A 12211-nucleotide genomic window follows, 5' to 3' on the forward strand; every position below is an offset into this window, starting at 1 on the left:
GTGTGAATAACGAGGTGTTTTATACCTCAATAATTGTTTCTTTTCAGAACAGTTCCATTGGACCTTTACAAAATCACATCCATATACAATGACATAAATATAGGCTTTTTTCATAATTTATTTTGGGGTGATAAAATGCCAAGGATGATGAGAGCAGAAGCTGAAGGTGAAGGAAAACAGGGAATGTTATATGTCGGAAATGTGATAGTGAATCGTGCGGTAGCAACATGTTTAGACTTTATAGACGTTAATACAAACCATGATGTTATATTTCAAGTTCAAGGCGGGAATTATTCTTTTGAAGCTGTTCAAAAAGGAAATGTTTTTTATCAAAGAGCAAGAACATCTGAAAAAAAATCTGCAATATTGGAGAGCTCACCCAGCGAAATATGCACTATGGTATTTTAATCCACATGCTCCATGTCCTTCAACTTGGTACGGTCAACCTCAATCTGGTCAATTTAAAGCCCATTGTTTTATGAACCAAAACCAGGAACATGTGATAGTGTTTAAATTGGTTAAGATAATTGTAAAATAGTTTACCTGATATAGCATGGTGCAAATTCGTCTGACCTTATTCAACTAAAGTGCATTCTAAAAAGCAGCATCAAGATTAAACATATTTCGTTTTGAAATCTAGTCTAATTTCAGTATAAAGAACGCTAACCGAAATGATTAACGTTCTAAACTTGATGCAAGGGATCCCTTAATGGCGAATATCTAGTAATAACAGTATTTCCAGACCTTCTTCAGTAAGACTGGACGATACGATTACGAAGGTTAGACGCATTGTTTAATATAGAGTTGGAGTTGGAGGAGAACAATGAAAGTTAACAATATCTCTTAAAGCAACAGAATATTGATTCCATCTTCCGCCGAAAAACCTATAGCCATAAGCTCTTTGATGCCCGATAGCCGTCAAATAAAACCAGAAATTATCTCCGTTTCTAAGCCACAAATATGTAAACGAAAGATACAATTTTCAAGACCCCAGGGACTCAGGGAATAGAGTGGCATTTGTCGTATTTTTACCATAATTCGAGGTTCACTCCTTATTGAAATTAGACATATAACCAGTTTATGCTCCCAGGTCAAACCTTGGATTGGATGTATGCCTAGTAGCCCCAGGTTAGCTTAAATAATTCCCCTTCTCCATTTGTCATATAATATTTTAGAATCAGGACGAATACCCAGGAATTTATCCCAAATATGCATATGCATAATGTAAATTAAATGAGGAGGATGAATGCTTGTATGATTAATGCCTATAATGAGAGAGTTGGTTTAGGTGGACCAGGCTCAGGTTTTGGTGTTGCACCAGGACTTGGATTTGGAGCTCCAGGCTATCCACACCAACACTACCCGTACTACCATCATCACTACCCGTATTATCATCACCACTATCCGTACTATCATCACCACTATCCGTACCACCACCACCACTACCCTTATTAAAATTTGCTAAAGAATTTACCGTTAAAATAAAAGGGAACAGAAATTTCTGTTAAACAGGCGTGTTTCTGCAATAGCGGAAACGCCTGTTTCTTGTTGGGGATGGAGAAAGTTTTTGATTTATTGCTGAAGGATACTGTTTAAAATGACAATTGATTAGACACTCGTAATTTTTAAGATTTAAAAACTTGATAGTATCTTCAACATGATTATCCTTTTGATAGTTTCTGTATAGATTACTGGATAATCGAACAGGGATACGGTTGCGGTTTCATTTTGATCGTGTTTTGTTTATCTTGCTGATTATCGTAGGAACAACGGTCTGGTACTAATTAAAAATACAAAAAAGCCCTTAAGGGGGCTTTTTGTATGTCTGAAATATTCATCATCAAGATGTATGTGTAAGGGGAGGCTATGGAGATTGGCTTGATTGTAATTAATAAAGTACTCCTTGTGGCGGCTGCGGATAAGCTGGAAGTTGCACTCCCTGTGGCGGCTGCGGATAAGCTGGAAGTTGTACTCCCTGTGGCGGCTGCGGATAAGCTGGAAGTTGCACTCCCTGTGGCGGCTGCGGATAAGCTGGAAGTTGCACTCCCTGTGGCGGCTGCGGATGAGCTGGAAGATGTACTCCTTGTGGCGGCTGCGGATGAGCTGGAAGATGTACTCCTTGTGGTGGCTGCGGATAAACTGGAAGTTGCACTCCTTGTGGCGGCTGCGGATGAGCTGGAAGATGTACTCCTTGTGGCGGCTGCGGATAAGCTGGAAGATGTACTGGGTATGGTGGGTATGGATGTTGAATGCCAGATGCTCCAAACCCAAGACCAGGAAAATAACCATAACCTGAGCCTGGTCCACCTAACCCAATGCCTGGATAAAACCATAAGCCTAGTCCAGGTTCACCAAACCCCAGACCAGGATAAAAACCATAACCTGAGCCTGGTCCACCTAATCCAATACCTGGATAAATCCTTTCATCTGTTGGATAAGCAATATAATATTCATTTTTATATGGAATCACTATTATCCTCCTCATTTATTTTACATTAGAGCATATTCATTCCCAGAAGAAAGGTCTTGGGTATTTGACCTAAATTATAAATATTTTTGTGACATAAGCTGATTTAAATTATAGTTATTCCATTAACGGGCGCAATTTCCGAATCAGGTATTACGCCCGTTTTTCGTGATAGTCTGAAAGATAAGTGTGGAATATAATGTAAATTTATTGTTAAAAAGGGCAAAACAAAAAGGTTATGAAAGAGATCTTGATTCTTATCACCCTATGGCAGAAGGGGAAGAAGAGGTACAGATTTACTTGCCCATTCAGGGTTAAAGGTATAAATCTTCTTTCTTCAAAAAAAGGGATAGGTGGGGGTGGGGAATTTGAATAATCTTATTGTTTACTCATTCATAGGGGATAACCTAGCATTAAGGAAACAAACTGAAATATTCCAAGCAGAAAATCCTGATAATAGTTTGCAATTTGGGATGAATACCGAATTATATAGGGTATAGAGGAAGCATTAAAATGAATGATGTAATTCTTACTTACAAGAACCATATGGAGTAACGATAAGATGGTGTAATACTTCTAGGTATTAGTTGATGTGGTAGCGCTCCATTTATTAAAGAAGAAATGAAAGATACCTGTTCCCCTTTTAGATGCAAGTTTTAAACAATGAGGTTTTGAAGAAAAAGACGAAGTCATAGTAACTAGATCACTTGATATTGTGCAATATACTTATCAAGCTGTTGACTAATGGCTATTGTTTTTTCACTTGCTAGTCCCTCTTTTAACCCAGCTTGAATCATTTCATTTCGTAAGGATTTGATTTTTAATAATAAGCTGCTTTTTTTATCAGTAATTGGTATTGGTAACATAAAAATGTCTCCTATTTACAAATGTCCACTTGAAAAATATAACAGTAATTAGAGGTACGGACAACCTTTTTTGCGAAAAGACACAATTTGTTCAAATTTATACTTCACGTAGTATGGTATCTTGTTTTTTAGCTTTTTCCAATCGGAATGGTATTTTCTGTAGAGCCGGTGCTCTAAATTTAAAAAGTCGATATCCTGTTCTAACCCTAATTGGTATAATTGCTTCACTTCGGAGGAAATTCCTTTTTTTACATATTCCTCCATGGAACCTACATTGTTTGCGTTTCCAATTTATACATAAGTAAATCGGCTAAGACTAATTTTTCATCAAGAGAAATAATTCCCTTTCTATCCTATAGAGGGTTTGTAGTCTTCTTGTAGTGAGTTTAATACTATAATCAAAATATGTAAGTGGAGCTTTTTAGAAGATTTCTTTTGTCTGGGGTAATTGTAGGTATTGCGATATTAGTCGTTTTTTAGGTAATAAACAGGTGTTGGAAGCGAAAGAGAAGGAGCGGGCTTGGCACACTTGAAATACATTCCTGTTATTCGTGTAGTTGCAGCTCTTTTTCCTTGTTTTACTAGAGTTGGATGTGGAAAAAACACGAGAATATTATAAAAAGGTACAGAAGTTTGAAAAAAGAACAGCCAGATGAAATATGTTTTCAAATGACGATGCAGTTTAGTATACATTCGTTTGTATGAAATCCTTACTTCAAAGCAGGAAGTAAGGATTTTTTGTTGAATAATACAGATAGAATATTATGGAAAATACTATATTGCAAGGAATGGCTAATACGTAGTATCAAGTAAGAACGGGGACTAAATTCATGGACAATCAAATAGCTGAAAAGTTAATTAGATTTATTATTCTTTTTCTATCTTTAGCATTCGGGTTGCTTCTTCATAAAATTATATTTTTGATTATTGGTGCAATAATTTATTTTAGCGTAACAATATATTTAAGAATTAGGATTAAAAAGAGTCCCTTAAAAGGATGAGTTTCTAGTAAATAGAAGTTGTATAGAAACGGATGGTGTAGCAATGAGAAAATGTTAATTTATTTTTGGAGTAATAGTATTTTTGTATTGCTTCTATCTCTTTGTAACGTTTTTCTTTAACAATGATCGTGAGGCAGCTATTTTTTATAGTTCTCTATTTGCAAAGCTAAATGCAAGTATAGCCATTGCTGTTTCTGAGCTATTAATTAAAGTTAAAACAACCAAGTCGTAAGATCATCATATTTTTAGAGGGAGGATGAGTAATGACAAAGAAGAAAAAGGAAACGTATGGATGGATTAAATCACTATTGGGTGCGCTTGCTATAGCATTTATTATTCGCGCTTTTTTCTTTACTCCCATTGTTGTTGACGGTGAATCGATGAACCCTACTCTCCAGGACAAGGACCGTATGGTTGTAACCAAAGTTGGGGAACCGAAAAGATTTGATATTGTTGTGTTTCATGCCCCAGACGGTAGGGATTACATAAAGCGTGTAATTGGACTCCCAGGTGACAGGATTGAGTATAAGAAGGATGTTTTATATATAAATGGGAAGGCATACAACGAACCTTATTTAGAAAAATATAAGAAAAGACTTAATGGTGGAACGTTAACCGGCTCTTTCACTTTAAAGGAGACGGCTGTAGGTAGTGATACTGTCCCTAAAGATAGTTTGTTTGTAATGGGAGATAACAGAAGGCGTAGCAAAGACAGCCGTGAAATTGGAGCGGTACCAATGGAAAAGGTAGTAGGGACAACAAATGTTGTCTATTATCCAATAAAAGACATTAAGATTGTAAATAACTAGCTGCTGCGGGTCTCTTCTTCAAAACCATCGGGTGCGTTGATCCAGGAAGGATTAACCACCTTTTTTGTTGAATTCCATATTAAAAAAACGGGGCAGCATTCCAAAGGGGAACAATATGATTCAGATACTGAATAAGACAGATAGCTTGGTCATTGTCATTCACGAAATTTACGGCATTAATCAACATATGGTGAGTATATGTGAAAAATTATCACTACAGGGCTTTGATGTTATTTGTCCTAATTTACTAGAACGTGAACAACCCTATGATTATGCAGAAGAGAAAGTTGCCTATCAAAATTTTATGGAGAATGTGGGTTTCTCGCATGCGGTACAAAAAATAAAAGATATTTTATCAACTTTTAAAAATGAATACCAAAAGATCTATATTATTGGATTTAGTGTGGGGGCAACGGTTGCTTGGTTATGTAGTGAAGAAGATTATCTCAATGGGATCGTTGGATATTATGGTTCGAGAATTCGAAATTACTTAGAAGTAGTCCCGTTAATCCCTACCATTCTATTCTTTCCACAAGAAGAACAGTCCTTCGTAGTTGATGAGTTAATTTCCATTCTAGAAAAAAGAAATATAGAAATACATAAATTGAATGGGAAACACGGATTTAGTGATCCCTATTCGCTTCATTTTAATGCAAAATCTGCACAAGAAGCTTTTCATAAAATGGTTAGCTTTATGAAGAGATATTAATTGATTGAAAGATGGGATTGCTGTGGCAATCCTTTTTTTGTCAGTAAAGAAAGGTTTTTTCTATATACGTATTGAATAAGTAGTTATATTTGTAAAGGCGGTGTTTTGATGCTTCAACATGAATATGGATGGGTTCGACAAACTAGAGGGACGCTGTTAGATTTCTGTGGGAAAATAGATCCTAATCATTTTACACATACAAATGGGTTTGGTTGGCAAAGTGTAAGAGACACATTGGTTCATATAGCAGATTGCTATGTTGCATGGCTTGGCTCCTTTGTTTTATTGAAGACAAAAAAACCACTTACTCCAAAGGAAGAATTACATAATCTCAGTTTAGAGCAAATAAAAGCACGATTTGAACAAGTGGATTCAATAGTAAATGAATTATTAGAACTACATGGACATAATTTAAACCTGCTAATTGAGAGGGAAATCCCGTGGAGAGAAGCGCCAGATCTAGTATCTATTACTCCTGGTAAATTGCTTATGCACACCATTACTCATGAGTTTCATCATAAGGGGCAAATAGTAGCTATGCTCCGTCAGATGGGGTATGAGCCCCCAAATACAGATATATTAGGAACAGAAGATTAATATAAATTTATTCTATTAGTTGTAAGCAAGATGCATGAGCGGCGATATAGAGCGGGGACAGTCCCCCATCGCTTTAAAGCGACGGGGGACTGTCCCCGTTGTTTTTGAGGAATGTTCATATTTTTATCTGAATATATCTTAGGAAAAGATGTTAGATGGAGGGCGATTTATGGCATTAGTGTCGATCTATACGGTTGGTAGGCTAAAGCACCCCTATGACCACCCCGCCTCACGTGATTTTTTTCAAGTGGGAAATGATGTATATCGTCAAGCAACTAAATCAGGACTTATAGAGCTGTTTTCTCCTGAAGGAGTCCCTTTCGCTGAGGAAACTGTGAAAGGAAAGGGTTCTCCGATACTTACGCTAACAGTTTGGAGAAGCCTTGAATCCTTATATCGCTTTACTTATGCAGGAAAGCATCGGCAAGCGTTACGAGATAGAAGTAAATGGATTGAGCCGTATCCAGAGAAGCACCTGTCATATGTAGTTTGGTGGACAGAAATGGTGAGGGATGTCTCATGGGAAGAGGCATTCAGGAGATACAACCATTATATTCAGCATGGCCCCACTCCATTTGCATTTGATTTTAAGCATGCATTTGATGAAAAAGGGGAGACGGTCTTGATCAATACGGAGGGTGACGTTAAAGACTGATAGACCATTCTATCCTTTTTTATCCATAGATTGCTCGATAACTTCCACTAGAAAAACGTGACATAAACATAAAGTCATATTCAATTGACTCTGTAAATATTATTAATAGAACAATAGGAGTTTTTCTGGGAGGTTATTGAATGAACGGGGATCATACATCTTTGCATGCGGATACTGGTGTTACATCTGTATTGTTTGTTGAGCGCTCTTTAAATGAAATTCGTTTTTGGGCTAGGATCATGAAAGAACATTCTTTATTTCTTCGATTGGGTTTTAGAGCAGAAGATACTCAACTAATTCAAGAGGCTAATCAATTTTACCGCTTATTTGAACACATCGAACAAACTGCGCATTCCTTTAATAACCAAACAGACCCTGAACAAATAAGAAGATTTAATACTGAAGTACAACAAGCTGCAGCTAATATTTTTGTATTTAAACGAAAATTATTAGAACTAATTCTCACATGCAAATTGCCGGGGGCAAATAATTTTCCACTTTTAGTTGACCATACGAGTAGGGAAGCAAACTATTTTAGAAAAAGATTAATTGAATTAAATGAGGGAAAATTACAAGCGCTTCCTGACGCCATTATTAAAGAAAATGTCTTCTTCTTAAGGATTATGGCGGACCACGCCAAATTTATTGGTCATCTCCTTGATCCGTCAGAAAGGAAACTGGTTGATTTAGCACGGAATTTCAGCAATGATTTTGATCAATTGCTGTTTCAAGCAAGGGACTTAGAGTCTATGAAGCCACAATCTCAAACTGTCCCTCTTTTGGATCAATTCCTTGATCAAAATCGGGTGTCGGTCGCGTCTCTAAGGGACTTCAAGAAAACAGCCCGTGATTTAATTGAGCAATGTAAAATAAAGAGCATTATACATCCTCTATTAGCTGATCATGTTTTCCGGGAGGCTGATAGGTTCTTAGAAATCATTGATATGTTCGACGCGCATTTAACAGGTGGTTCCCAATAGTTGATCATAATAAAGCCCCTCTCGATTGAGAAGGGCTATTTATTTTTACAAGAATAAGAAATCTCTCCGAGGTTAGAATGGTGAAGAATGGATATTTAAGAATTTCTAGTTCGGAGGGTAAATGTGTGAATGACAAAATAACAGAAAGTGAGTTTCAAGAGATTATCCGTAGAAGAAGTAACGGCGAAATAAGCTTTCCTCAATTCTTAGAAGAGTTGTTCCAAAGAGGCATTAATGAATATGAAATAGACGTTGCGACAGGTCAAGCCACATATAAAGGAGTCCATTCGGAGTTTAAAACAGATTCCCAAGTAAGCCTGGTTATCTCAAATAAATTTAATAAAGATAAGGTACTCAAGGCAATTGCGAACATCTCTTTACCCTTTTTAGATTTCTTAAAAGAGATTGCTGAGGCAGGAATTGAAACCTATCGTGTATACATACCTGAGAAAAGTGTTAAATATATTGGTATTCGAGAAGAAATCATTGAGGAACAGCTTAAGGTTTAAAAGGGTGCCAAGGGGACGGTTCTGCTGGCTTTTACATGTTTAGTGCTATGAGAACCGTCCCTGTGGTTTCCTGGTTTCTATGAAACTAGTTTTAATCCTATCGCTGCCCCTAAAACCATAGCTATGAAGATTAACCTTTTCCAATCCTTTGATTCACCATATAAAAACATTCCTAATATTGAGCCCCCTGACGCACCAATTCCTGTCCATATCGCATAGGCTGTCCCCATAGGGAGTGTTTCCATGGAATAAGACAGGAATAGAAAGCTTGCTCCAAATCCGAGAATTAATAGAGCTAGAGATTTCCAATTTCGGCTCTTGTTAAGTTTATTGATCATCACAACACCAAACATTTCACATAAACCTGCCAATACTAAAGAGATCCATGCCATTAGGAATCAGCCCCTTCCTGAACATTTTCCTTTGTAACTAATTTCAAACCGATGACACCTGCAAGTAACAGTAAAATAAAGAAGAATTTTGGTCATTTTGAAAGGTTCTCCAAAGAATATCATTTCAGTAATTACCGTACCTGCTGTGCCCAAGCCAACAAAAACTGCGTATACGGTTCCAACGGGAAGTTTTCGTGCTGCCATGATGATTCCAAGGAAGCTGATGATGATGGATAGGACCGTTCCAGTCCAAGTCCAAAATCCTTCAGCGTGTTTCAATCCAGTAACCCAAAATACTTCAAAAAAAGCAGCAATAAATACTTTAAACCAGTTTGTGTTCATTTTAAATGCCTCCCATTTTTCAGTACATAAAACACAAAAAAGCTTGGGATAAACTGTTTTAACAGTCATCTCCCAGGCTTTTATCCTTCCGTGACACAGCAAAAGCTGTGAGTTTTCTCTCGGACCAGGCCAGCGTTAAAACTGCGGAACCCTAGAAAACATTTCTCTTATGCAATTGATTAATATTTTTGCACACATTTTAAATTTATTCAAGGGGGTTGTGGGGGCCAAGGGTGTGCCAGGGGGACGGTTCTGGTGGTTTTTTTCATCAAGGGTGTTATTAAAGAGCCACGAGAACCGTCCACGTGGTTTCCTCAAGCCTCGCAATTCTCGACAATTTATTTAATGAATTTGATACATTAATCCACTGATAGCAAGTACTTGCCCTTCTTTTAACCAAATGTTTGATTAAAATCGAATTTGGGGGAAGAAGAAGGAAAGAAGTCGATGAGTGAGAAATATAGACTATATTGTGGGAAAAGAGGGAAGTTCGCTGGGAATTGAGCGACAATTTTTTTATGCCTTTTATGAGATGAAACGGCGATATTATGGGTTTTGTGTTCGTTTTAACTAAACGATTAATTAGTATAGCATATACGGGAATTGATAAAAAAATGATGAAAGAGAGAATAATTTTAGGGACAGTCCCCCGGCGCTTTAGCGCAACGGGGGACTGTCCCTTTTGTTATAATATGGATAAAGGGGGTTGAGGAATGAAGGGCTATCGGTTAGTTCTAACAGCAATGTTTACCATTGTATTAGTAATTTTGGGTGCTTGTGGAAAGTCTTCGGTGGAGTCAAATGCTAAATCGAACGAACAGGCAACCGTTCAAGAAGATTCTTCTAATCATAAATCTACATCTACAACTACGGATTCGAATGATGGAGAGTCTCAGGAGTCCAGTAATGATGAAAATACTGTAAGCCAAAAGGATCAATATCTTAAGAAACTAAATGAAATGGAAGAAGCGGACAAAAACGAAGAAGCTAAGTCAACCATGGTAGAAATGGAAGAACAAGAGTCGGAAAGATATAAAAAATGGGATGTGGCCTTAAACGAAATTTATGGGGTGCTGAAAGAGCAACTTGACACAGAACAGATGGATCAACTAAAAGAAGAGCAACGGAAATGGATTAAACACAGGGATGAAGCGGCGAAAGAAGCATCACTAAAATATAAAGGTGGTACGACGGAAGCGTTAGAATATGTAGCTACACAAGCAACGCTTACACGGGAGAGGTGCTATGAGTTGGTTGCTAAATATATGAAGTGACTTTTTGAGACTGTTGAGAATGACGGGTACAATGAACAAGGCTACGCTCGCGTGTTTGGAGAGTATGATGGGAATTATTACGAGTAAAGTTACGATTTGGCGAGTAAATGAGGCATATAGACTAGTAAGTTATCTAATCTGACAAGTAAAATAATTTGTGGATCGGTTGATGGGAATTGGTGGTAGCACCGTGCCTGGGGCAAATTGTGCCCACAGTAATTTACTTACATAAAATACTGTGGGACTTTTACAAAAGCTGGCTAAGTTGTGCTTATGTAAACATATCCTGAACTTAATGTGTCTTAGTTGATTATTTTTATTAAGAGGATAGAAAAATTTAATCGCATATGTACTTTCGTTTCCCTATAAAAAAATTATGACTATTTTGGGAAAATAAACCTTTTTTTTCATTGCTAAAATGGAATATAATGATAGAATCAAAATTTTTTTTCGGAGTAGAGATAAAATGCGTGAAATATCGGATATTCAAGAAATGTTTTTGTTAATATCAGAGAAATCTCAAAATCTTTTCTCTTCAATCTCAGTTGATGGAGTTTTTACATATATTTCTCCTAATGTACAAGCATTGCTTGGCTATACTCCAGAAGAAGTGATCGGGAAACCCGCAGCTTCTTTCAATCATCCTGATACCAATAAAAAATTCCTTGAGCATCGCAATAGGTTGGATAGTGATCAAGACACGGTTCTATTTACGGGCCGTGTTCGACATAAAGACGGGGAATATCGTTGGTATGAGACGACCGCCCAGTATATTCGTGACGAATCTGGGGAGATCATTCAAACCATTGCCGTTGGGCGAGATATTACAGAGCGGAAAGAAGTAGAGGAGACCATTGCCCACCTGGCTTATCACGACAGCTTAACTAATCTTCCAAACCGGCGTATGTTTGAGAAAAATGTCAGTTTATTTTTAGAAGAGTTTAAAGAGGAACTTCACGGGCTGATGTTGCTTGATTTAGATGGATTTAAACACGTTAATGATACGTTTGGGCACGACATTGGAGATTTGGTTCTTATTGAAGTGGCAAACCGGTTGACACTGGCAGTTGGAGACAAAGGTTTTGTGGCTCGTTGGGGTGGAGATGAGTTCACTGTTTTTCAATCGAGACTAGGAAGCAAGTCTGAATTAACTTCATTACTTGAGCGGATTAAGGATTTTATCTCTAAACCTATGATTATTGAAGGGAATACCATTTGCATTACGCCAAGTATAGGTGTGGCATTTTCCAAAGAGGATGGAGATATGGTTGAGGCACTTATGAAAAATGCAGATGTGGCCATGTACCGTGCCAAGAATCAAGAAAAAATAGATTCCGAGGATAGAAGTTGTTCTGAGTATTCAACTGATGTCAAAATCGAAAACTGTATAATAAACAAAGGGTAAATACAAAGATAATTGGCGGGATAATATGGCTCGCTTTTTTGTTATTATGGATTTTCGTGTTGGTATGGGAATCCATAAGTGGAGAATTTCCGGCTAATGTATAAAAAGAAGCGGAAAAATTCCGTTTATCTGCTCTATAATAAGACAAAATCCAAAGATTTGAATACTATAGCGGAAAAACTCCCCTTATTTTTAAAATGCGGGT

At 37.2% G+C, this 12211-nt stretch carries 13 protein-coding genes, 2 pseudogenes and 1 riboswitch; of the genes and pseudogenes, 11 read left to right on the forward strand and 4 right to left on the reverse strand.

The genetic code is table 11. The annotated features are described in order from the left end of the window. Positions 1–135: 135 nt before the first annotated feature. Both QE429_RS03735 and QE429_RS03740 read left to right on the forward strand, forming a co-directional pair. A pseudogene (locus QE429_RS03735) lies at positions 136–513 on the forward strand (cell wall hydrolase). A 741-nt stretch (positions 514–1254) separates the two neighbouring features. After that, entirely contained in the window at positions 1255–1455 is a 201-nt protein-coding gene (locus QE429_RS03740; RefSeq protein ID WP_307284235.1) for a hypothetical protein, read from the forward strand. A gap of 433 nt (positions 1456–1888) precedes the next feature. Here the strand turns inward: QE429_RS03740 and QE429_RS03745 are convergent, their stop codons facing one another. Together QE429_RS03745 and QE429_RS03750 are read right to left on the reverse strand one after the other, a co-directional pair. Continuing rightward, the gene (locus QE429_RS03745) at positions 1889–2470 is read right to left on the reverse strand and encodes a hypothetical protein (protein ID WP_307284237.1); all 582 of its coding nucleotides are present in this window, start codon (positions 2468–2470) and stop codon (positions 1889–1891) included. 695 nt (positions 2471–3165) lie between these two features. Beyond that, the gene (locus QE429_RS03750) at positions 3166–3333 is read right to left on the reverse strand and encodes an aspartyl-phosphate phosphatase Spo0E family protein (RefSeq protein ID WP_307284239.1); all 168 of its coding nucleotides are present in this window, start codon (positions 3331–3333) and stop codon (positions 3166–3168) included. A 1083-nt stretch (positions 3334–4416) separates the two neighbouring features. On the opposite strand from QE429_RS03750, the gene QE429_RS03755 reads away from it, so the two are divergent. The 7 genes from QE429_RS03755 (at position 4417) to QE429_RS03785 (ending at position 8593) form a co-directional block, all read left to right on the forward strand. Next, positions 4417–4566, forward strand: coding sequence for a hypothetical protein (locus QE429_RS03755; protein WP_307284242.1), 150 nt, complete (start codon positions 4417–4419; stop codon positions 4564–4566). A gap of 31 nt (positions 4567–4597) precedes the next feature. After that, entirely contained in the window at positions 4598–5143 is a 546-nt protein-coding gene (lepB, locus tag QE429_RS03760; RefSeq protein ID WP_307284245.1) for a signal peptidase I, read from the forward strand. A 115-nt stretch (positions 5144–5258) separates the two neighbouring features. Then, positions 5259–5852 carry a dienelactone hydrolase family protein gene (locus tag QE429_RS03765; protein WP_307284248.1) on the forward strand — a complete coding sequence of 198 codons (594 nt, stop codon included), beginning with the start codon at positions 5259–5261 and terminating at the stop codon, positions 5850–5852. A 108-nt stretch (positions 5853–5960) separates the two neighbouring features. Continuing rightward, the gene (locus QE429_RS03770) at positions 5961–6449 is read left to right on the forward strand and encodes a DinB family protein (protein ID WP_307284252.1); all 489 of its coding nucleotides are present in this window, start codon (positions 5961–5963) and stop codon (positions 6447–6449) included. Positions 6450–6618: 169 nt separating this feature from the next. Further along, complete coding sequence (locus QE429_RS03775) at positions 6619–7104, forward strand: DUF3291 domain-containing protein (protein ID WP_307284254.1); 486 nt, start codon at positions 6619–6621, stop codon at positions 7102–7104. Positions 7105–7244: 140 nt separating this feature from the next. Continuing rightward, positions 7245–8084 (forward strand): DUF2935 domain-containing protein, encoded by an 840-nt coding sequence (locus QE429_RS03780; protein WP_307284256.1) that lies wholly within the window; start codon positions 7245–7247, stop codon positions 8082–8084. Between the two features lie 125 nt (positions 8085–8209). Beyond that, positions 8210–8593 (forward strand): DUF1398 family protein, encoded by a 384-nt coding sequence (locus QE429_RS03785; RefSeq protein ID WP_307284259.1) that lies wholly within the window; start codon positions 8210–8212, stop codon positions 8591–8593. A gap of 77 nt (positions 8594–8670) precedes the next feature. Here the strand turns inward: QE429_RS03785 and QE429_RS03790 are convergent, their stop codons facing one another. Both QE429_RS03790 and QE429_RS03795 read right to left on the reverse strand, forming a co-directional pair. After that, a complete protein-coding gene (locus tag QE429_RS03790) occupies positions 8671–8985 on the reverse strand; it encodes a DMT family transporter (RefSeq protein ID WP_307284262.1) in 315 nt (104 codons plus the stop codon). Continuing rightward, positions 8985–9327: pseudogene (locus tag QE429_RS03795) on the reverse strand (DMT family transporter). The gene QE429_RS03790 and the pseudogene QE429_RS03795 overlap by 1 nt, the downstream one beginning before the upstream one ends. A 67-nt stretch (positions 9328–9394) precedes the next feature. Further along, a riboswitch (guanidine-I (ykkC/yxkD leader) is annotated at positions 9395–9493 on the reverse strand. A 547-nt stretch (positions 9494–10040) separates the two neighbouring features. Between QE429_RS03795 and QE429_RS03800 the strand changes: the two are divergent. Both QE429_RS03800 and QE429_RS03805 read left to right on the forward strand, forming a co-directional pair. Next, positions 10041–10601: a lysozyme inhibitor LprI family protein gene (locus QE429_RS03800; protein WP_307284265.1), complete on the forward strand. Its 561-nt coding sequence runs from the start codon at positions 10041–10043 to the stop codon at positions 10599–10601. A 466-nt stretch (positions 10602–11067) separates the two neighbouring features. Next, positions 11068–12006, forward strand: coding sequence for a sensor domain-containing protein (locus tag QE429_RS03805; protein ID WP_307284267.1), 939 nt, complete (start codon positions 11068–11070; stop codon positions 12004–12006). Positions 12007–12211 lie beyond the last annotated feature (205 nt).

This window comes from Bacillus sp. SORGH_AS_0510 (assembly GCF_030818775.1).
Taxonomy (GTDB): Bacteria; Bacillota; Bacilli; order Bacillales; family Cytobacillaceae; genus Neobacillus.

What these genes read in the sequence shown, in the direction of transcription:
- QE429_RS03805 (WP_307284267.1), top strand. Translation starts at nt 11,068, where the DNA reads ATGCGTGAAATATCGGATATTCAAGAAATGTTTTTGTTAATATCAGAG.
- QE429_RS03800 (WP_307284265.1), top strand. Translation starts at nt 10,041, where the DNA reads ATGAAGGGCTATCGGTTAGTTCTAACAGCAATGTTTACCATTGTATTA.
- QE429_RS03790 (WP_307284262.1), bottom strand. Translation starts at nt 8,985, where the DNA reads ATGGCATGGATCTCTTTAGTATTGGCAGGTTTATGTGAAATGTTTGGT.
- QE429_RS03740 (WP_307284235.1), top strand. Translation starts at nt 1,255, where the DNA reads ATGATTAATGCCTATAATGAGAGAGTTGGTTTAGGTGGACCAGGCTCA.
- QE429_RS03750 (WP_307284239.1), bottom strand. Translation starts at nt 3,333, where the DNA reads ATGTTACCAATACCAATTACTGATAAAAAAAGCAGCTTATTATTAAAA.
- QE429_RS03765 (WP_307284248.1), top strand. Translation starts at nt 5,259, where the DNA reads ATGATTCAGATACTGAATAAGACAGATAGCTTGGTCATTGTCATTCAC.
- QE429_RS03770 (WP_307284252.1), top strand. Translation starts at nt 5,961, where the DNA reads ATGCTTCAACATGAATATGGATGGGTTCGACAAACTAGAGGGACGCTG.
- QE429_RS03780 (WP_307284256.1), top strand. Translation starts at nt 7,245, where the DNA reads ATGAACGGGGATCATACATCTTTGCATGCGGATACTGGTGTTACATCT.
- QE429_RS03775 (WP_307284254.1), top strand. Translation starts at nt 6,619, where the DNA reads ATGGCATTAGTGTCGATCTATACGGTTGGTAGGCTAAAGCACCCCTAT.
- lepB (WP_307284245.1), top strand. Translation starts at nt 4,598, where the DNA reads ATGACAAAGAAGAAAAAGGAAACGTATGGATGGATTAAATCACTATTG.